Here is a 21,671-nt window from a genome sequence, read left to right as displayed (position 1 = left end):
AGTAAAGTTTCATGTAATATAAAGACTGCTATGAGAATATTAGGTGTCACATTCAGGTACGGGAAGGATGTATACGGCGGAGCCGAAGCTCATATGAAAGAACTGGCTGAAGGACTCCGAGAACTGGGTGCTGAAGTTGACATTTGTACAACAAAGTCACACGGAATAAGACATTTAATTAAATCAGGAGAACTCTGGGATAACACACTTGAAAGTGAGGAAATTAACGGTGTGAGAGTGATCAGGCTTCCCGTAAAAAACCCCAGCCGGTACGTTTCACTTATTCTGGAGAAGCTTATACAGGCTGAACTTGATAAAGAGGAAAGAGCTTCCGAGAATAAAATAATCGGAATATGCGAGGAACATCTTGAAGAAGAGAATGGGGTATTATTAACCGGCTGGAACCAGCTTGAGAGATATGGCAGCTTTTCAATGAGATGGACAAAAAGGAACCCCATTATTTTAATTAAAGATAAAAAGATCACGAAAGTAAGTTTAACAATCAGTAACAGGAAAAGAATTGGAGGGGAAATCCTTTTTCGGTCTTCAAATAAAGAATTACGTTTTCCACTGCCCGTAACAAAGGACTGGGAACATTTAAGTTTTGATTTTTCGGAAATTTCAGGAAAACTTCTCATATACATAAGGCTAAACCGGGGCTGGAAGCCTTTAAAAGATTTCAGGACACTTGGGATATCGGTTTCGCGGATCAATTACGTTTCAGAAGGGATAGAGAAAAGTGTTGATCTTGAGAATGATTACAGAAAAGTGCTGATTAAAAACGGGCTCTTTGTTGAACATTATATAAATAACGCAGGTAAAAGAGCTGATAACTATGGGAAATTTTTTGACTATATGAGGGGGCCGAGATCACCTGAGATGGCAAAGTGGCTTGATAACAATGTCCATAAGTATGATATCGTTATAGCTCAAATGCTCCCGTTCAATACCCTTCAGACATCCCTTATAGCAAAAAAATACGATGTTCCACTGATATTGCTGCCTTTAATGCACATAGATGATGAGTTCTACCACTGGAAACACTACTACGAAACCATAAAGAAAGGGGACATGGTCCTTGCAAACTCCAGCTATTCAAAAACAGCTTTTTATGATAGAATAGGGGCAAAAAGTACATTCGTCGGACCTGGTGTAAGCAAAGAGACTTTTTTTCAACAGGGGATAGACCCCGAATCCTTCAGGTCAAAATATAAGCTTGAAAATAAAAGAATAATATTAACCGTATCAAGGAAAAATCCCGGCAAAAGATACGATATCCTCATAAAATCCATGGAAAGGATAGATCAACACTTTAAAGACGCTCATATGGTTATGATAGGACCGGATGATGATAAGCTGCCTGTAGGTTCCGTAAATGTTTCATACCTGGGGAAAGTCTCGCAGGAAGACCTTGTGAATGCATATGAAGCCTGTGAAGTTTTTGTGATGATGTCTGAAAGTGAAAGTTTCGGCATGGTCTTTTGCGAAGCATGGACCAGAAAAAAACCTGTTATCGGAAACCTCTATTGTGGAGCTGTTTCGAGCCTTATTGACGACGGGAAAGATGGGTTCTTATGCGGGAACGAAGCTGAAGTAGCCGACAGAATTGAAAAGTTATTGAATGATAGAAGTCTGGCTGCTGAATTAGGAGAAAACGGATTAAAAAAAGTGCTCGAGAACCATACCTGGGACATAGTCACAAAAAAAGTTATGAATATCTGCAAAGAGAACTTAAAGCCGGGAAAAGAAGTTAAAAAGCAAACAGGAAATTCTTTGAATGACAGGCATAAAAAATGGAAGTACCTGGAAGTACTTTCAGGCCAGAAAAAAAGAAACCATCAAGAAAAACGTATGTTGTTGAAGTAAACTGCCAGGCTTCTGGAGTCAGTGGATTCTCCTGTAACTAAAGGGGATACGGACGTGTTATGAAGGAATTCGATAATTAATTTATTTTCAGACAAAGGAATACAGGATAAATCAAATTTTTTTTCGGCGTATTTGCTTTTTGTAAAATCAATAACTCCTGCATATTCCCCGTTTATATACACAAAAGAATAATCGTTTTTGTAGCTGCTGCATTTAACAAGCATATCGGTAACTTTATCACCTGACTTTGACAGTTAGATAAAAATAAGTGCTCTCTATTTTGTGTAATTCGGTCAAATGAACATCACAAAACAGAGAGCGTTTCCTACAATTCCTAACAAGAATATAAGTGTTCCTATCGGATCAATTCTTGCTGTCCAGCTCTTTTATGAAAAGCTTAATTTCTTTGATATTTTTAGCAAACATAAAAGCAGGGGTCTTGATCTCAATAGTTTACTAATTGGATTGTTAAGCTACAAATTAACTGAGAATTTTAGTATCAAAGAAGCTGGTAAATGGTTAAATCAGGGAGAAATTCTTGATATCTTAAATCTTGAAAGGTTTCATGAAAGAGTTCTTTACAGAACTCTTGAACTTTTAGGACGTAATAGAGAGGAAATCCTCTCTGACATTCTTGATTCTCTGTTTTCTGTCTACGATTTTGAAGAGACAAATATAAACCTTGATTGGACGAGTATAGTTCTTTACGGGACTAAATCCAACCTTGGTAAATACGGGTATAGTAGAGATCACAGGCCTGATAAGCTGCAGATAACCGTTGGAATCAGTGAATTAACTAATCCCATTAACATTCCTATTGGTGTTACCGTGAATCGAGGAAACGTTCTTGACCTGGAGCACTTCTCTGACACTTATAACCAGGTAAAAAGCAGACTTAAAAAGGGTTCTCTTATTATTTTTGATAAAGGAGCTAACACCACTGATAATCTCAAGAGTATACAGGATGCTGAGATGGACTATCTCACTGCCATGAAACTGAATACAAGTGACGATAAAATAATCGAGAACTTTGATCTGGAAAAAGCAGAACTGATAGATTCCCAAAAAGGTATATATGGGATAAAAATCGTCAAGCCTAGCAGCAGTAAGTATTTCTATTTCTCTGAATCTTTACAGAAAAGACAGTTAGAAGCAAAAGCAAGAGCTGTTCTGAAGAAATTAAAGGAAGCAAAAGAGATTCAGAAGGCTTTAGTAAACAACAAAAAGCTTCCTAAGAAATTCAGAATAAATAATGAGTTGATTGAGATTGATTACTGTTTTAGAACTAAGCTCGAAGAGCTTAGTGATGAGGAAGCTATAGAACTCCTGAAAGCTTCATTGATTAACGGAAGAGAAGGATTTTTTTGTCTGAAATCGAACAGGGATTTGACACTTCAAGATGCATTGATAACATACAGAAAAAAGGATTCTATTGAGAAAATATTCCATTCGTTGAAAAATGAAATCCAGATTAAGCCGTTGAGAGTCTGGTCAGACGATAGCATTTATGGAGCTATTATCCTTGGATTTATAGCCCAATTATTCATATCGCTGATGCGATATGAATTTGAGGAGATAAAACATACGTCTACAAAATTCATTAAAAAAAGCTTGAAGAATTTGACACTTACAATCAAGTTCATGATAAATGGAGTTAAAAACTATATTTTTGCGAATTTTGATAGGATCAATAGCTTATTAGTAACAAAAAGGAATGGAATTATATAGAATATGTAATAAATTTTAATAAATTTTAAAGAATCGTCAAATCCAGTTGGGACAAAAAAGAAAGGAAAAAAAGTATCAATTAGTGGAAACTGTCAAACTGAGGTTATCACATATCTTTACACCTATTCGGGTCCTGTTGCCTGTAGCCCACCTTCCGGTATTTTCATATTGCGCCAGCCCTGTATAAACAAACTTACCTGTGTCTTTGAAGTCTAAATAATTGTCTTCCAGATATGAAACACCTGCGAGATCGATTGTCTTAAAGGAAAAATTGATTGAGAAGTTCCTTAAAAGGTGCCTCCAGAACGGGTCTGAATCCACCCAGTTGCTTTCATTATGATACACATACCCCACATAGCAATTTTCCAGTACCTTAGAAACCCTTGCTTCTTTTTTATCCGAAAGGAATAAAATTAGCAGGTCAAAGTTTAAATCAGGGAATTTTTCTTTTAGAGTAGAGATCAGTTCCTTAACCTCAGGCAGATAGTCGTCCTGGCCTGGAAAGTACATGATAAACAGAGCACTTTCAGCCTTCAAACACCACCTGTAAAAATTCGAGATCCGCCTGTTATACTTGCTATTAAGATGCAGGTACTGGCTGCTTATGGTTGAATCTTTCAGGAAATCATGGACAAAAAGCAGGTTATAGCTGGTGTCCTCAACAAGATATGTAAAATTGTTTTCGTGAATACCTTTTGTCTTCAGGTTATTCAACTTAAAAAAATCATTAAATTCAGACCCTAAAAACTGAATGGTACTGGAAGGATTGCTGACTATCCAGTCCAGAGGACCCGAGAAGAGCCTTAAATTGTTTTTCTGAATTTTGTCTGCAACGATACATGCAGACCCCAGACTTGCAATAAAGTCGTAAGATTTCACTTCTGGACACGTTATCATAATCATCACTTGAGGCTTTTATGTGGGAAGAGGATACCAAAATATGATGTACTGAGAACCAAAAACCCCGGAAAAACCAGGGCTATAGGTTAAATTTTTTTTCAGAAAAACTCTTTTTTTATCAAAATTGCTTTCCTAGCAAAAACTGCTTTCTTCAGCCGGGGTTCACTTTTTTCCTGGTTCACTTTTTTCCTATTACTGCGTAGTCCTGAGCTCCATAAAGCCTGTTATTCAGTATGTCAATATTATGGTTGTAGATTTCTATTATAGACTTTTCTTTGTCACTCGTACCGTAAAATGACGGCAGTTTCTCAAGCCTTGCTTCCTCGCTAACAGGGGAAATAAATACTATTTCAAGCTCCCTGAAGCCTGTGGATTCAAGTAAAAACTTCAATGTTTCAGGATGCACCGGCTTTATATGAGTTAAATCAATGTAGAAATTTGCAAAGGAAAAAAGAGACAGTGGGTTAACCGTTTCAATAAGGATGTAATGACCAGAACTCAATTTTTGATAGCACAGTTTCAACAGCCTTGTCAGATAAGCTGGCTGTAAATGTTCAACTACCTGATCAATAAAAATTCCATCAAGGGATGCATCCTCGATCTGCTCCAGATATGAAACCGCATCTTTCAGTTCCACACAAAGCTCTTTTGACCTGCAGTACCCTATCATATCCTTATCGATATCCACCCCTTTTGCACCTATTCCCCTCTCATTTAAAAGATCCAGAAATTCCCCTCTTCCACACCCGATATCAAGGACGCAGGAGCAGCCCTCAAAATATGCCAGAAACCTAGTCTGTCTCTGTTTTATATCTTCACACGTCCCCCGGAACCTTTCTTCGAAATCAAAGTAATTGATTCCCAGTTCCTCTTCCGGCTCAGAGGGCTCAAGCTGCTGATTTTCATACGACTCTCTTATTTTATTCTCAAGTACACTGCGCAGCCACAACTTATTTTCAATATCCGAATTCAAAGAAGAAATTACGGAATCGAAAACCTCTCCTGCATTTTTATGGACTTCGTGTTTCAGGTCCTCAACCCCGGAGCTCATCTCCTCATGGACCTGCATTTTTAAATTTACTGTTTCATTGAGTATTTCTGTATGGATTAAGGACTTTAAGCCTTCAATTTCGTTGCTTATCTCTTTCCGGATTTCGGGCTTCAGATTTTCGATCTCATCACTTATTTCCCTGCCAATCTCTGATTTGAGCTGAGAAATTAATCTATTCAAAACTTGCGCCGTGATCCTGTTGATCTCGTCCTGTTTCAGGATAACAGGGTCAACATATCTTTTAACTTCCCCGTGCACCAGTTCCCTGCCCTTAACCAGAACTGTACCTGCAAGCGGCCTGTGAGAGCTTATAGAATAGGTTTCATTATCTATCTTCCAGTTTGAAGAGAGGTGTTTGAGCCCGTTCCGAATCTCACAGTCTTCCGAAAATCCCACGGATAAGTCAGCCGTTTCACTTTCGGAATTTAATTCAGGATCGATTTTTATTCCTTTTCTTTTATTAATATTATCTCTGACTTTTTCCATTATTTCCTCGACCTTGATTTCCTTATCCTCAGATTCAAAAGCGCCCATGTAATCGCCCTCAAATTATAGCTTCCAGCTACAGGGAATTTCAAAAAGTCCGGCATCTCTGGTGGTAGGCATTACATCAAATGAATATAATTTGTCGTGCCAGTCATATGGTTTATGATCGTGTGAGTGTATGGCAACCGTTAAAAAGAACCTACCTGTAAATATCGTGAGCCTGTCTATTACCAGGTCGATATATCCGCTCCCCTCAATCGAATCTATAGTCAGATTTTTCAGGTCGGTATTGGTACCGTAAAGGTTATCCCCCTTTTCCGAATACAGAGCTATCCCAAAAACCGGCCCCAGAATCTTTTTATGGGCTTGATAGAAAATCCTTATCGTTACAGGGTCAAAAGAATTAAACCTGGACCCGGGGTTGCCAAACTTATCGTAAAATTCCACATTAGCTATTTCTACCTGTTTATCTCCCCAGCGGTTTTTCGGCGCTGCTTCTTCTTCGGCTTTAACCTGCTCGTTTTCATGGGCTTCAGGAGTCTGGAGTTCATTCCCGCCATATACATATCTATCAATAACATCTCCCGTGTTTCCAAGAGCTACCTGAACCCCTTTGTTAAGGAGTAAAGTCCTGTCGCAGAACCTTCTGACCGCCCCAAGGTCGTGGGAAACAAATACTATTGTTACTCCTTCATTTCTATACTGGTTAAGGACATCCAGGCACTTTTGCTGGAATTCCATGTCTCCTACTGCCAGCACCTCATCCATTAAAAGAATCTCAGGGTCAGTCTGTATTGCCGTCGAAAAAGCCAGCCTGACCTGCATTCCAGAAGAAAAGTTTTTCAGTTTGGCATCCCTGAACTTTTCAAGACCAGCAAATTCAAGCACATCATCGAGTTTGTCTTCGATCTCTCTTTTAGAAACCCCCATAATGGTTGCATAAGTCCTTACATTTTCCGAAGCTGTAAAGTTTGGCTGAAATCCAACCCCGAGTTCAAGAAACGGGGTAATTCTTCTGTTTACTTTTACTCTACCTTTTGTAGGGCGCAAAATATTCGCCATTATTTTCAACAGAGTACTTTTTCCACTCCCGTTTTCTCCGATAATTCCAAGGGCCTCGCCTTCATCTACATCAAAGTTAATGCCATTAAGGGCCTGGAATGTTTCGTATTGGGGAGGCCTCAAAACCCCTGTAAGGGACTCAAATACGGTATTCCTTTTTTCATGGGGGATACGGAATAATTTGTGAAGATTCTCAACTTCAATTGCAGCCATTAGATTTCCTCCGCAAAACCGGGCTCAAGTCTGGAAAATATTACATAACCCAGGATAAGGAAAAAGAGAGCCGAAGCAAAAATAAACAGCAGGTCTTCAAACCTTGCCGGAGTTGAATAAATTATTGTATCACGTGCCGACACAATGATCCGTGCCATAGGGTTGAGGAAAACAATTTTTCGGAAAGCTTCCGGCAGGATGTCGACCGTATAAAGAATTGGGGTTGCGAAAAATCCTGCCTGCATGAGTACATCCCAGATAAACTGTACATCCCTGTAATAAACATTGAGTGCCGAAAGTGCCATTGCAATTCCAAGGGCCAGGAAGAATAGGAAGACCAGAATTAAAGGTGCATATAATATGTTAAAGGATATCGGGACTCTGAAAACTGACATGAATATGAAAAACACAACTGACTCAAAAATGCTCATAAGCAAAGCTGTGATACAGGACGAGATTACAAAAATGTCCCTGGGGAAGTAAATTTTCTTGATCATATCCGGCCTTCCCACTATTGAAAACATTCCAATGTTCGTTGACCTGCTTAAGAAGTTCCATAATATGATGCCCAGAAGTAGAAAAAGCTGATAATATTCCACCTGAACCCTCATAAGATTGGAAAACACAAAATACAGAACTGTGAGCATCAGAAGAGGCTCCAGAAGGGACCAGAAGTACCCGAGTATAGAATTTTTATATCGGAGTTTGAATTCTCCCCAGGACAATTTCCAGATTAAGTCCCGGTAATTGTATAATTCAGTTAAATGTTTGAAAATCATTGTAAATCACATTTTTTATTTTTTCAACAAAAACAAAAACATCAAATTCTTCAGCCCTGTTAAAACATAAATCCCTGTAAATTTCCGGCCTTAGAGATACGGCTCTTACAGCTTGGATTATATTTCTGGAGTCAGCATCAACAAGCATCCCTGTTTTTCCGTCAATTACAGTTTCCTTAAACCCGCCTTCATTTACGGCTACAACAGGCTTCCCGCTTGCCATTGCTTCTACAGGTGTCATCCCAAAATCCTCATCCATAGCAGTGCAGATAAACCCCTTGCAGCGGGAGTAAAGGTCAAGCAACTCTGCTTCAGAGACTTCTCCAAGCACCTTTACATTCTCTGGCAGATTGTTAATGACATCTTTTGCGTAACTTTTTGCGTGGTCACCTTCTGAGTATCCTCCGACAATAAAAAGTTTTTCTTCGGGCATTTCCCTGAAGGCCTCTATCTGGAGCTCTACTCTTTTTTCAGGGTAAAGGCGGTTTACCGAAAGCCAGAAATCACCGTATTCTTTGCAGGAGAACTTTGCAGTTTCAACAGGGGGATAGATAACCTCAGCATCTCTGTGAAGATATTTTCTAACCCTCTGTAATGTATTCTTTGAGTTAGTTGCGATTTTACATACATGTGAGATGTAATATTCAGAAACAGGCCTGTGAAGATTTACCCAGATCCTGAAGAATACAGAAATAATAAAGGGCTGCCTCATCAGAAATGTATCATAAAGGTCGTAGAAAGCCCTTGTGGGTGTATGGCAGTAATACAAATTTGGTTTATGCTTTTTTGCAGCAAAGTATGCCCAGTTCCCGGAAAATATGAAGAAATCGTACTTTTTTGAGAAATCGCACGTTGCAAAGAGGAAAGATGCCGAAATCTGCTTTAAAGGAGGCACCTTTGAAGTCTTTCCAAGGCTTATGATATGTGCTTCAGAATAGCCCATCTTCTTTATGGACTCGAGATTTAAGTCCGTAGTGATAATATCGGCATCAAAATATCTTGCGAGCATCAGCACCAGTTTTTCTCCACCGCCAATGGCTCCGAAATAATCATGAAATATGGCTATTTTCATCTGTATCTCACTTGTTTCAGGGATTTAAACGAAGACTTTTAAGATTATATTTCTTAAGTTATCTGCTATAGGACGCTTTCCTGCAACTTATTGAAGTGCAAATCTGACTTAATAAATGGGGTTGAAGTACTTCCCAGGTATAAATTCACAATTCATCAGGTTACATGGTAATAAATATATTGAAAATTCATATCAAGATTGGGAGAGGTATATATAACACTTCCCAGATGATTTACTTGATTACTTTAAGAGTCTAATTCACGACAATTAAATAGTAAAAGATGTTACCAGAAGTATAATCAATGATTGTCAGTACAATAAATATTTCGCAAAATCAGGGGTCAGGTAATAAGTGCTTTAAATAAAAGCCGGTATTGTGGCGAATAATATACAGATTCAAGCACTCTAATGTACATTCAGGCTGTAAACCGTTATCAGAATCATACAAACTGAATTATTACCAGCTTACCTGACACTTATGGTTTAAACTCAATAAACGGCTAAAAATATAGTAGAGATGATTATGACAGACAAAAGCATGAGACCTCCAGAGGCACAGGGTTCCGCTAATAAATCAAAAATTGGAATCATTTCACTTATCGCTCTAGCAGCAGTTGCTTTTCTCATGCGCATGCTCTCATACGGTTCGCTTACTGCCGACGGAGGCATAACTTTTACCGGATATGATGAGTTTTATCATATGCGGCGCATACTTTACACGGTTTCCAATTTTCCCGGTTCCCTTAACTTTGATACCTATATTAACTACCCTTATGGTTTTGAAATTGGATGGCCCCCGTTCTTTGACTTTCTGGGCGCCCTGCTTGCAATAATTCTGGGAGCGGGACAGCCTGATACTCGTACCATCGAATTTGCAGGAGCTTTTTTACCGGTATTGCTCGGGATCCTTACAATAATTCCAGTTTATGTGGTAGCAGCTGCTGTCTTTGACAGAAGAACAGCGCTTGTTGGAGCCTTTGCTTTTGCGGTTGTGCCTGCTCATGTATACATATCCCGTTTCGGGACGGTCGACCACCATGTAGCTGAAGTTTTACTCTCAACGATAGCTTTTGCATTTTTCATACTTGCCTTAAAAACGGCAGAAGAGAATAAACTTTCATTAAATTCGTTTAAAAATATATCATCAGACAAAAATCTCCTACGCTCACTGGCTTTTTCCGTGGCGTCAGGCCTTTTTTTCTCCCTTTTCATCTATACATGGGTAGGAGCGCCTGCGTTTGTCAGCTTTATTGTCCTTTACGCATTAGTTCAGACAACACTCGATCTTAAAAAAGGAAGAGAATCGGATTACGTATTCATCTGCTCGGCTATAACTATACTTGCAACACTTTTATTTACCATCCCCCTGTCTGCAGGAGAAGTCCGACAGGGCCTTGAAATGAGTGCAATGTACCTCTCCTGGTTCCAGGTAGTGTATGTGCTGGTTATGCTTGTCGGAGTACTTCTGCTCTGGGGCTTTTCAGCATATGTCTCAAAGAAGGATATGGATTGGAGATACTACCCTGGCGCTTTAATCCTTGTTTTTATCTCAGGAATTGTCCTCCTCAGGATGTTTTCTGTCGAATACTACGCTTTCATTGCCGAAGGACTGAGGTTCTTTTCGGGAAAAGGCGGATACATAAGCACAATTGCCGAAGCAGTTCCCCTGTTTTTGACAGGGCAGGGAAAATTCACTTTCTCGGCGGTACTGGGAAGTTTCGGACTTACTTTCCTGACCGGGATTGCAGGACTTTTCCTGTTTATACTTGAACTAAGGAACGAAAAATCAAAGCCAGAAGGTGTATTCTTCCTTGTATGGACGCTCTTTTATGCATATCTTGCTCTTTCCCAGAGACGTTTTACCTATCTCTTTGCGGTAAACGCCTCAATTCTTACTTCCTACATCCTCTGGACCTTAATCGATTCTCTTGATTTCGAAGCAGAAGTGAAAAAACTGATAAAACCCGGGAGAGGAGCAAAGGCAGCTTCAGAGCCTGTTATTCGTACAGGTAAAAAGTCACCGTTAAAATCAAAATCAAAAAATAAGAAAATACCGGAATCAAGCAGCAAGACTCCAGAGCCGGATTACTTTAAGCTTATTTCAGGAACTGCACTTATAGCACTTGTCTTTGTGCCCTCGATATGGGTATGTGCTGCTTATGCAACGGATGGAGTCTCAATTGGTCCTGAATGGCAGGACTCCCTTGAGTGGCTTGAGGCTTCAACTCCTGAGACTTCCTATTATCTTGAACCTTCGGAGACTCCTGAATATGGGGTTCTTAGCTGGTGGGATTACGGAAACTGGATAATATACATAGGAAAACGGCCTGCGGTATCAAATAATTTCCAGACAGGCGTAGAGGATTCCTCACGCTTCTTTATAACGGATTCCGAAGAAGAAGCAAAAACAATAGTAGAAAATCTCAATGTAAAATACGTGATAACCGATACACTGATGGCAGAAGGTAAGTTCAGTTCTATTGCTGAGATTGCAGGAAAAGAAATTGGGGACTATTACGAAGTTAAAACCGTGACCGATAGTACAGGCTTTAAAACCGTTGCAACTCCCAAACAGGCTCTTCTGCAGACCCATATATATAAGCTTCACAAACTCGACGGGACATCCCTCAGCAACTTCAGGCTGGTCCATGAAAGTGCCATAAATTCTACGGAAAACAAGAGCGGTAAAGAAAATACTGTGAAGGTATTCGAGTATGTCAAAGGAGCCACACTTACAGGCACTGCAAGCCCTAATGAGACCGTAATGGCAACACTTGAACTTAGCTCGAACACAGGCAGGAAATTCGTATATCAGAAAGGTGATGTGGCCGACGAAAATGGTCTGTTTGAGATAACTGTTCCGTACTCAACCGAAAGAAAAGATAACGGAGTACGTGCAGATTCTGCCTATTCGCTGACAGGAGAAAACTCAACCGTTTATTGGGTTAAGGTGAATGAAAACGATGTTTTGAACGGGAAAATGATAGATATAAACATTCCTGACTGAAGCAACGGAATATAATAAACCTTTAGCAAAAACATGAGAGTTAGCAAAAACATGAGAGCAAAACAGGATCATTAAAAGTAAGGTCAAAAAAATAGGCAAAACAATATTATAAAGAGCAAGAACAATAATAAGATCAATAATAAAATATCAGCAAGACAAGATTATAAAGAACTGGACCAGTAAAAAAGAATCTGGAAATAGAGGAAAGAAAAACTTTCCTCACTTTTCTTTTGGAATTCAATAGCGCATTTCTGCAGAAGTAATTTATTCTTCCGGAAATTTCCTGAAATTGCTTTTCCGAAGATTTATGTAAAGGCCGGGTCTATGCATTCAGGTTATTCTCCTGTGCTTTCAACGCCAACGGCGTTGAGGAACCTCTTGACAACTGCTTCGTTAACAAGCCTGAGGAGCGTCTGCCTGTCTTTGGTGGCGCTGAAAACTCCAAGAGGTATCTGGGCACCTGCTGCATTTGCATGCCCGCCTGCATCCTCTCCAAAAGCCTGACGCATTATCTCTCCAAGGTTAACCCTTATATCGGTACTGCGTCCGGAGATGTAAATGCGGTCTTCCGAAACCCCGAATACAACGGTTGTGGAGATTCCTTCAAGGCTCAGGAGATAATCCGCAGCCTGAGGAAGGGTGTCCCTGTCACGGATGTTCCCGACATTTGATAGGAGATAACTTCCGAGAACCTGCCGGTTCCGGATGGCTTCCCCTAGCACTTCCAGGGTTTCGATAGCCATTGAAGGCTGCTCCAGCTGATCCAGTATCCCGTGGTTTGAAAGCGGATAGAGGTATGAAGCAGCTGAGAGGTCTGCCGGATCGGTTTTCCGCTTGAAGTCCTGTGTGTCGGTCCTGATTCCATAAAGTAGAGCCGTTGCAAGGGTTTTTGAAATATTGATGTTCAGCTGCTGCAGATACTTTGTCATTATAGTAGCCGTTGCCCCGAAATTAGGTCTGATATCGATATACTCAGCCTTTATTTCGGTGTCTCCTGGCGGGTGATGGTCGATTACAATACCTACGTATGAGTTAGGGGAAACCATATTGTTAACGCCCGGGATTGAACAGTCTATCAGGGCAATTTCGTCAAAGTCCTTCAGATTGTGTTCTTCCATCTTGCCAAGGTCAATCCCCAGAAGGTTTACAAACGCCTTGTTCTCCTGATGCCCTATCCTCCCGTGATAAAGGATACTGGCTTCAACTCCAAGGCTTTTTGCAATCTCCTTCAAAGCAAGCCCGCTGGAAATCGCATCAGGGTCAGGATTATCGTGAATTACGATAGCAAGTTTTTTGTCCCTGATCCCTTTCAGCCATCTGGCTAGCCTGTTACCCCTGTGGACGGACTCGGCTCTCTCGAGAGAGCGGGAAAGGGAACTCGCAACAAGCTTGGAAGGCATAAAGACATAATCCGATCCCAGGTCTTCCATTTTTTCTTTGTTTATGATATCCGAAGCCCTGGCAAAGATCTGGATATCCGGGTTTACCACTTTCTTAAAGTTCTCAATTCCTTTCCTGTTAGCCTCATTATTAGAACTCAGGAAAAGTATTGCAACAATATTTTTCAGATCAATATTATTAACGAGCTCCGGATCAGAGATATCTCCGAGAATGGTTTCAAAACCTTCTTCCCTGAGGGTCTCAACCTTGGCTTCATCCTTATCAACAATAATTACAAGCTTATTGCTTTCCCTGAGCTCTTTTGCAAGCGCAAAACCAATACTACCGCTTCCCAGAATCAGGTACCTGGGTTTAACCGTACTCTTAAAGTTGCTATCCGCATCTTTTGAAGAATTAGACAAAAGTCATCCTCCTGCTCTTATGTAAGTCCAGACACGTGCAAAGGAAAGCAAACATTTGATCAGATTCCTGCCTGCTTACAATTTTAACATATCTCTTTATATTCTTAATAAAGGAATAACGAAAATAATACATTGTTAGACATAAGGCTATTTAAAATTATTTAAGTACCGAATCCGATTCATCATGCACTTTATTTTTATATTCGCTTTCGTTTTTACAACTCGAGTCCTGAATATTACTGTTTTCCGAAATCTGCTGGCTTTAATTATCTAACCTAATTGGTTAGTTACTCTTACTATACATTTGTTACCCTTTACTAAAGTTAATTATGGAAGTAACCTCTAATAATGAACTGACACTGGAGTTCCTTATATAGAACCGTAATATAGTGTTAGATTTAGAAGGTTAATCCGTTCTTTCCGGCATATGCTCTATGGTTAATCCGTTTTTACCGGTATACGTTCTATATTTGAATACAACGTAATATAGTAGATAACATCAGATAAGTTTTCCTCTGTATAAATAATTTGACTAAAAGAACAGCGAGTAAATAAAATCAGCAAGTAAATTGAGCTAAATTCCAGAAAACAGGAGAGATATCCGGAGAAATGCCAGAAACGCCTGACAGGCCTCTCTGGCTTCCGTAGAACCGGGTTTACTTACAACCATTATACAATCATTAACTTACAACCATTATACAATCATTAACTTACAACCATTATACAATCATTAACTTACAATCAACTCTACAGGTAGTTAAAAGACCCGCAGGCAAAAAGTATGAAATATATCAGTTCCTCACGGATGAAGGCGATTGATACAAACGGTGTATATCTGGGCATGTCTCCGCTTCAGTTAATGGAAAATGCAGGCGCAGCTATTGCACAGAGTGTAAAGGAAAGGCTTGGCAGCGGAAAGGTGCTGCTTGTGGCAGGGAGAGGCAATAACGGAGGCGATGCTTTCGTTGCTGCCAGGCATCTTGCAGGCATCCCCGGATATATTGTAAGGGTTATCCTGCTTGGAAAAGACCGGGATATAGGAACTGAAGAAGCTCTTCATAATTTTTCCCTGCTAAGGTTCAGCAGGGTGCAGATACTTGAAGTTAGAGATTCAAGCCAGCTTACAGCTTCAGAATGGTTTTCAGAAGCAGATTTGCTTGTGGATGCTGTTTTCGGCACAGGGATTAAAGGAAGCATAAAAGAGCCCGAATCAACTGCAATTGACCTTATAAATAGAGAAGGAAAGGCCGGAAAAACAGTAATTGCCGTAGACATCCCTTCCGGGCTTGACCCAGACGGTGGAAATTTTGAAAAAGCCGTATATGCGGATTTTACAGTAACTTTTCACCGCATGAAAACCGGGCTTCTTACAGAGAGAGCAAAAGAGTATGCAGGCACGGTGAAAGTCGCAGAAATTGGAGTTTGTGCGGATGCAGAACATTATGTAGGTCCGGGTGACCTTCAGATGCTTCAAAAAAGAAAGCCTGAAGCACACAAAGGAAATGCGGGAAGGATCCTTATCATAGGAGGGGGGCCGTACTCCGGAGCGCCTGCACTTGCAGCCCTTGCAGCCCTTAAGTCAGGAGCAGACCTTGTAACTGCAGCAGTTCCGGAATCTGTATCCGGAATTGTAGCATCTTATTCCCCTGACCTCATCGTGCGGAAGCTCTCATCAAATATACTCTCCCCCGAAGACCTTGCTATTCTCCCTGACCTCATCAACTCCCATGACGTGGTCGTAATGGGGATGGGGCTCGGAAGGGCAACAGAAACACTTGAAGCTGTCCGAAAAATCCTTCCTTTTTGCAGAAAGGCGGTACTTGACGCCGATGCTCTCTCAGCCTTATCAGGCATCCTTTTCGAGACCCTTGCGGGGAATTGTGAAATAATAATTACTCCGCATGGTGGGGAATTTGCTCGCCTGAGAGGTATGGAAACCCCCGATGACCCTGAAGCCCGCGAAAAAGCTGTCAGGGAGTTTTCTGAGGAAAAAGGTGTGGTTACTCTCCTGAAAGGGAAAACGGACATAATTTCAGACGGAAAACAGATTTCTCTAAACAGGACTGGAAACCCTGGCATGACTGTGGGAGGCACGGGAGATGTTCTGGCAGGCATTACAGGGGCTTTTTTTTCGAGAAATCCGGCGTTTCTTGCCGCAGCCTGTGCAGCCTTTATCAATGGAGCAGCAGGAGACCTTGCATTTGAAAAGGCAGGAAATGCACTGCTTGCAACGGATGTGCTTGAAAAGATTCCCGAAATAATTAAAGAGGCAGGAATCGGATAAAAATAGGGTAAAAACAAAAATTGGGTGTGAAAGCTGCTTAAAAAGTATAATATGATCCTGAAACAATTTAGACGAAACAATGTTGAGATAATACTCAAATAATACTCAAACGTATTCATATCAGTACAATATTCAAATAACAATCGCTCATATTTACTCACTAAACCAGATGGGGGTAACAGATTTTGGTACAGGATTTTAATAGAAAAATAGACGTAGAAATCGAAAGGACAAGAATAAGGATTACAATTTTTCATGGGGAAGATGAAGAAATTATTAAACTAAACCTCGAAGAGGCCGAGGAGCTTGCAGAAAAACTGAGTCAGACGATTGAGGATTATTCGCAGAGAAGACAGATCAGGATCGACTGAGAGGAAATTAAGAAAAAGTCAAAGCAACAAAAACTTAGACAACAGAAACTTAGACAACAGAAACTTAGACAACAAAAACTTAGACAACAGAAACTTAGACAACAGAAACTTAGACAACAGAAACTTAGACAACAGAAACTTAGACAACAGAAACTTAGACAACAGAAACTTAAAAACAGGAGCTGAAATCAGACCTGTATAAAGCTCAGATGGTCATTAAAAACTCGGTGGTTTTGTGGAGAAAACATTTACTCATATTGAAGCCGGCAGGGCACGGATGGTAGATATAAGCGAAAAAAATAACGTTACCAGGCTGGCAAGAGCTGCGGGAGAGATCGTTCTCTCCGCAGGGACCATAGAGAAAATAAGGACAGGAAATGTTGAGAAAGGAAATGTCTTTGCAACTGCCAGGGTTGCAGCCGTTCTTGCAGTAAAAAAAACTCCGGAGATAATCCCAATGTGCCACCAGATTCCTATAACAGGGATAGACGTGGACTTTAAGATAGAGGAAGAAGCGGTTTCTGTTGTGGTTGAGGTCAGGACAGTCGGGAAAACCGGAGTTGAAATGGAAGCCCTGACAGGGGTTTCGGTTGCGCTGCTTACAGTCTGGGATATGGTAAAATCCGCAGAAAAAGATGAGACTGGAAACTACCCTCATACTCTGATAAGAAATATCAGGGTTCTTGAAAAAATTAAAGGATAAAGTTTCGAAAAGGCAAAAGTTCGAAGAGATAAAAGTTCGAAAAGACAGCTGAAAAAAGAAAGGTCCATTAAAAATAAGTTTTTTAAAGGATGGAATATATCAAGACGGCAACTGAGGTATGTATCTTGAAGATTATAGGTGGACCAGCATCACAATTACTTGCCAGCCGTACGGCCAGAGCTCTAGGGACAGAGCCTGCACTCTGCGAATTTACCCGCTTCCCTGACGGAGAACTTTATCTTAGGATAGCAGAGGAAGTCGAAAACGAGAAAGTAGCTCTTATCCAGAGCACGCCTACAGATTCCGATTTTGTTTCCCTGCTCCAGCTTATCGATGCCTGTGAGGGTGCATCTGAAATCAATGTCGTGATCCCTTACATGGGCTATGCCAGGCAGGACAAGAAATTCAAGCCCGGAGAGCCCATAAGTGCCCGCGCTATTGCCCGCTGCATTAATGCTGACAGGATTTTTACAATAAATATTCATGAAAAGAGCGTTCTTGACCACTTCCCATGCCCTGCGGAAAATCTTGATGCAGCAAATCTCATGGGTACGTATGTTGCAGGTTTCGGCCTTGAAAACCCTATGCTGGTCGCCCCGGACGAAGGTGCTCAGTTGCTTGTAAAGAATGTAGCTTCAGGCTGTGAATTTGATCATGACCATCTCCAGAAAACAAGGCTCAGCGGAGACACTGTTGTAATCAAGACAAAGAACCTTGACGTAACAGGCAGGCACGTTGTCCTTGTGGACGATATGATTGCAACCGGAGGGACAATGGCTGAGTCGATCCGGATGCTTAAATCCCAGGGAGCAATTGATGTCCACCTTGCATGTGTACACCCTGTCCTTACCAGAAATGCAGCTTTAAGGCTTTTCAATGCAGGTGTAAAAGACATAATCGGAACCGATACTCTTGAAAAAGCCGAAAGTAAATTGAGTGTTGCCCCTCTTATTGCAGAAGCCCTTTCAGGGCTCTAACTGTTTTGTTTCAAGGACTCTGACTTCTTTGCTTCACTTCATCACCGTTAACTATTTTTTATATTCTGCATATTCATATTATTATGACCCTTCCAGAAGTTTGTCCACTTGATGAATCCCAGACATGTAAAGGACGGGAATGCCACCTCTTCTGCCTGGAATGGAGAACAAGGGAACCTACCTGTCTCATTGGATACAATACAATAAGTAAAGTAAGGTCTGACAAAGCTGAAAGAAAAAAAGACACTTATGCTGAAGACACCTTCCGAAAATTAGGACATCAGCACCAGCCCAGATGGAAGAACGTTACCGAAAAAGGGGACTGGACACCTACCAGGCCGATAGAAAGGCCTCCAGAAAGGCATATTGAGAGGAGAGAAGAAATTCCATATCCTCCTGCGGAAAAAGAAGCTCAGAAGTTATTCTTCGGTCGCCGCGAAGAGCCCAGAGGTGCGAAACCTGAAAGAAGCCTCGAAGAAAGGCTGGAGGAAAGAACACCAACAAGGCAGGTTGTAAGCGAGGCTGAGAAAGCTTCTATGAGACTCGAAGCCAGGCTTAGAAAAGAACCCGCTGAAGAAGATGAAGTTAGATACGCAAATCCGCAACCAAAGGCTGAAGAAAAACCAAGGATTCAGGAAAAGCCAAAGATACCTGAAAAACCAAGGATTCAGGAAAAGCCAAAGGTTCAGGAAAAAATAATTTCTCGAGACAAACATGCAACAATCTTTGCAGCCTGTGACGAAGAAGAAAAGAAAAATATTTATTCTTCCGTGAAGGAAGAGAAACCAAAAAAAGTTATTGAAAATAAAGATAAACGCAAAAAGTTTGATGAAGTAATGGATATAAATCTTCCTGATAACTACGAAGAGGAGTTCTGGAGTTAAGTAACTCTCTTTCCTAACTCCAATTTCCAGATCAAATTCCTGACTCCAATCCTGATTCCAATCCTGATTTCAATTCCTGAAACTATGAGACGGTTTAAGGCTTAACTCCATGCACTTCCCTTTATGGAATTTTGCTTCCGGGATCTCATCTGAGAGATAAGGCTAGAGATTTATATAGAAGTGAAGAGATAAAAGTCTATGAAACAATAAGCCCCCTGCATATTGAAAAGTTCGCTTTTTGTTCATGTTATTAAGTTTTAGTTTCGATGTTAAAACAAGAACAGGGATTCAATGATAAAGAATGGACCGCAAGACATACCAGAAAATTTATAGTTCGCTGCACAACTTTGGAGACGTTTTCCGCCTCTCAGAGGAGCATACCAGGCCTGTGGGCATGCTTGCTACCATTCTTAACCAGAAAGTAGTGAAAATGACAAGGTTCAAGCACAGGAAAGTCTATTCCAGAGAAAAGGAACTCTTTCTGCGCTGGAAGCAGGGAAGGTCTATTCTTGAGCTTGCGGAATACACCTTTTTTCCTCCAACTCTTATGGCTTCTCTGATCCTTAAGAACTGTGACCTGTCCCGAAAAAACATAAACTGGCTATTCAAGCACCTTGACTGCATTGAAAACAGGCGTCTGAGAAGAGAGGTCAGGAAAGCCCTTGAAGCAGATTATTTCTTCTCTCCCCGTGCCCATGAGATGCAGTGCAAAAAAGGAGAAATGGGAGAAGAAATCATCCGCAAATGGCTTGACGACAGGAACATTTCTTACTGTACGGAGGCCGAAATAAGAGCTCAGGGAGACGGAAAGACCCCTGACTTTGTCCTTTCTGACCCGATCCCCATAGATGGCCGTATGGTAAGATGGATTGAAAGCAAAGCACTCTTCGGAGACGATTTTGAACACAAGCATTACGCAAAGAAACAGTTCCGGGAATACGCAGACATTTTCGGGGAAGGGATGGTAGTTTACTGGTATGGTTACCTCGAAGACCTCGATTCCGAAGATGAAGGCTACATGATAAAGGACCACAGCTTCTTCAGGGAATATAAAGAGCAAACCGACGAACTGTTCAACTTTCTGGTTTACTGGGACTCTCCTGTACAGTAAGCCAATAAACATCTATAAATATCTATTTTTAGTTTGGCGCTATGTTTGTAATCCAATTGCCTGCTAAATTTTTTACTGACACATTGTAATCTATCTTTTTTTTTAAGTTTCCCGGCACTTTTTAACAGTCTCATTACAAAAGGCATCAATTGCAAAGGTATACAGGCATTAGTTACAAAGACATCAAGATCATATTATATTAATGGAAATATAATTATCTGATGTAAGCTTAAACTTCAGGGGGGTAAATATGCTAAAAATTGGATACAAAGTTGGACCTGAACAGTTTCCACCTTTACAGATGCTGGACCAGGTGATCGCTGCCGAAAAAAACGGATTCGAGAGCATAGATGTGAGCGACCATTTCCATCCATGGAGTGAGGAAGGGCAGGCATGCTTTACCTGGAGCTGGCTTGGGGCTGCAGCTGTAAGGACAGATATTATTGAACTGGGTCCTGGAGTTACATGCCCTATCCTGCGATATAATCCGGCTATTATTGCTCAGGCGGCAGCTACGGTTTCTTCCCTTGCCGGGGGCAGGACTTATCTGGCAGTCGGGACAGGGGAAGCGCTTAACGAATACTCGGTAACATACGAATGGCCGACTTTCAGGGAGCGGCAGGCAATGATGGTTGAAGCCATACAGCTTATCCGTAATCTCTGGACCGGCGAAAAAGTAGACTTTGAGGGGTGCTACTACCGCACAAAGCAGGCTAAACTGTATACCCTGCCGAAAAATGAGATTCCGATCTATATTTCTTCCCTTGTGCCGGACAGCGCCTATCTTGCAGGATATTACGGAGACGGGCTTATAACCGTAGGCGGTTCTCTGGAGATGTCCGAATACGAACAGATGCTCTCCGAGTTCAGGAGAGGCGCTGAAGACGCTGGCAGAGACTTCGAGAAGATGCCAAAAGCCGTGGAACTTTTCGTGGCTTATACCGGCGATACGGAAAAAACGGTTGAGAGCTTCAAAAAATACTGGGCAGGAGCTTTAATACCGGCCCTTTTCCTGAATAAAATCTATACGCCGGCAATGTCTGCACAGAACGGGAAGGCAGTTGGCAAGGATACTATTCAAAAGTCAGTATGTATTTCAGACGACCCTGAGACACATGTAGAATATGCAAAGCAGTACATTGATGCAGGTTTTACTCACCTTTACTTCCATTCGGCAGCCGAGGATCAGATAACTTTCCTTGAAGGATACGGAAAAGATGTTTTACCTGCTTTAAAGAAGATGGGATAAGTATTCCCATCAAGTTTATTTTTTACCTTTAAGTATAATTTTTCCCTTTCTTTTCTCTACCTTTAAGCATAATTTTTGTTTTTCCATTTTTAATTTAACTTTGATTTTCAATCCGTTTTTGATTTT

Annotated in this window: 16 protein-coding genes; 10 read left to right on the top strand and 6 right to left on the bottom strand. The window is 40.9% G+C overall.

What is annotated here, in order from left to right; all coding sequences use genetic code 11:
• The first annotated feature begins 30 nt into the window (after positions 1-30).
• Both RSJ42_RS02165 and RSJ42_RS02160 read left to right on the top strand, forming a co-directional pair.
• Positions 31-1,866: a glycosyltransferase gene (locus tag RSJ42_RS02165; protein WP_410509095.1), complete on the top strand. Its 1,836-nt coding sequence runs from the start codon at positions 31-33 to the stop codon at positions 1,864-1,866.
• A 297-nt stretch (positions 1,867-2,163) separates the two neighbouring features.
• Positions 2,164-3,594, top strand: coding sequence for a transposase (locus RSJ42_RS02160; protein ID WP_410508773.1), 1,431 nt, complete (start codon positions 2,164-2,166; stop codon positions 3,592-3,594).
• A 75-nt stretch (positions 3,595-3,669) separates the two neighbouring features.
• Here RSJ42_RS02160 and RSJ42_RS02155 read toward each other — a convergent pair whose 3' ends face one another.
• The 5 genes from RSJ42_RS02155 to RSJ42_RS02135 form a co-directional block, all read right to left on the bottom strand.
• Positions 3,670-4,491, bottom strand: coding sequence for a DUF1796 family putative cysteine peptidase (locus RSJ42_RS02155; protein ID WP_410509094.1), 822 nt, complete (start codon positions 4,489-4,491; stop codon positions 3,670-3,672).
• Positions 4,492-4,672: 181 nt separating this feature from the next.
• Complete coding sequence (locus tag RSJ42_RS02150; RefSeq protein WP_410509093.1) at positions 4,673-6,079, bottom strand: class I SAM-dependent methyltransferase; 1,407 nt, start codon at positions 6,077-6,079, stop codon at positions 4,673-4,675.
• Between the two features lie 15 nt (positions 6,080-6,094).
• Positions 6,095-7,306, bottom strand: coding sequence for an ABC transporter ATP-binding protein (locus RSJ42_RS02145; RefSeq protein WP_410509092.1), 1,212 nt, complete (start codon positions 7,304-7,306; stop codon positions 6,095-6,097).
• Positions 7,306-8,085: an ABC transporter permease gene (locus RSJ42_RS02140; RefSeq protein ID WP_410509091.1), complete on the bottom strand. Its 780-nt coding sequence runs from the start codon at positions 8,083-8,085 to the stop codon at positions 7,306-7,308. Before RSJ42_RS02140 ends, RSJ42_RS02145 begins: the two co-directional genes overlap by 1 nt.
• Positions 8,063-9,157, bottom strand: coding sequence for a glycosyltransferase (locus RSJ42_RS02135; protein WP_410509090.1), 1,095 nt, complete (start codon positions 9,155-9,157; stop codon positions 8,063-8,065). Before RSJ42_RS02135 ends, RSJ42_RS02140 begins: the two co-directional genes overlap by 23 nt.
• A gap of 523 nt (positions 9,158-9,680) precedes the next feature.
• Here RSJ42_RS02135 and RSJ42_RS02130 point away from each other — a divergent pair.
• Positions 9,681-12,164, top strand: coding sequence for an oligosaccharyl transferase, archaeosortase A system-associated (locus tag RSJ42_RS02130; RefSeq protein ID WP_410509089.1), 2,484 nt, complete (start codon positions 9,681-9,683; stop codon positions 12,162-12,164).
• A 335-nt stretch (positions 12,165-12,499) separates the two neighbouring features.
• Here RSJ42_RS02130 and RSJ42_RS02125 read toward each other — a convergent pair whose 3' ends face one another.
• Entirely contained in the window at positions 12,500-13,966 is a 1,467-nt protein-coding gene (locus RSJ42_RS02125) for a DHH family phosphoesterase (RefSeq protein WP_410509088.1), read from the bottom strand.
• 781 nt (positions 13,967-14,747) lie between these two features.
• Between RSJ42_RS02125 and RSJ42_RS02120 the strand changes: the two genes are divergently transcribed.
• The 7 genes from RSJ42_RS02120 (at position 14,748) to RSJ42_RS02090 (ending at position 21,545) form a co-directional block, all read left to right on the top strand.
• Positions 14,748-16,250, top strand: coding sequence for an NAD(P)H-hydrate dehydratase (locus tag RSJ42_RS02120; RefSeq protein ID WP_410509087.1), 1,503 nt, complete (start codon positions 14,748-14,750; stop codon positions 16,248-16,250).
• 185 nt (positions 16,251-16,435) lie between these two features.
• Positions 16,436-16,621, top strand: a complete 186-nt coding sequence (locus tag RSJ42_RS02115) for a hypothetical protein (RefSeq protein ID WP_410509086.1) — start codon at positions 16,436-16,438, stop codon at positions 16,619-16,621.
• Between the two features lie 235 nt (positions 16,622-16,856).
• Positions 16,857-17,324 carry a cyclic pyranopterin monophosphate synthase MoaC gene (moaC, locus tag RSJ42_RS02110; protein ID WP_410509085.1) on the top strand — a complete coding sequence of 156 codons (468 nt, stop codon included), beginning with the start codon at positions 16,857-16,859 and terminating at the stop codon, positions 17,322-17,324.
• 125 nt (positions 17,325-17,449) lie between these two features.
• Positions 17,450-18,301, top strand: a complete 852-nt coding sequence (locus RSJ42_RS02105; RefSeq protein ID WP_410509084.1) for a ribose-phosphate diphosphokinase — start codon at positions 17,450-17,452, stop codon at positions 18,299-18,301.
• 83 nt (positions 18,302-18,384) lie between these two features.
• Complete coding sequence (locus RSJ42_RS02100) at positions 18,385-19,185, top strand: hypothetical protein (protein WP_410509083.1); 801 nt, start codon at positions 18,385-18,387, stop codon at positions 19,183-19,185.
• A gap of 301 nt (positions 19,186-19,486) precedes the next feature.
• The gene (locus RSJ42_RS02095) at positions 19,487-20,296 is read left to right on the top strand and encodes a C15orf41 family protein (RefSeq protein ID WP_410509082.1); all 810 of its coding nucleotides are present in this window, start codon (positions 19,487-19,489) and stop codon (positions 20,294-20,296) included.
• 250 nt (positions 20,297-20,546) lie between these two features.
• Entirely contained in the window at positions 20,547-21,545 is a 999-nt protein-coding gene (locus tag RSJ42_RS02090; protein WP_410509081.1) for a TIGR03557 family F420-dependent LLM class oxidoreductase, read from the top strand.
• Positions 21,546-21,671 lie beyond the last annotated feature (126 nt).

The sequence above is a fragment of the Methanosarcina hadiensis genome, from assembly GCF_046529725.1.
In the GTDB taxonomy this organism is placed as follows: domain Archaea; phylum Halobacteriota; class Methanosarcinia; order Methanosarcinales; family Methanosarcinaceae; genus Methanosarcina; species Methanosarcina hadiensis.
The sequence above is the reverse complement of the archived record's forward strand: the minus strand, read 5'-3'. Positions and strand labels throughout refer to the sequence as shown.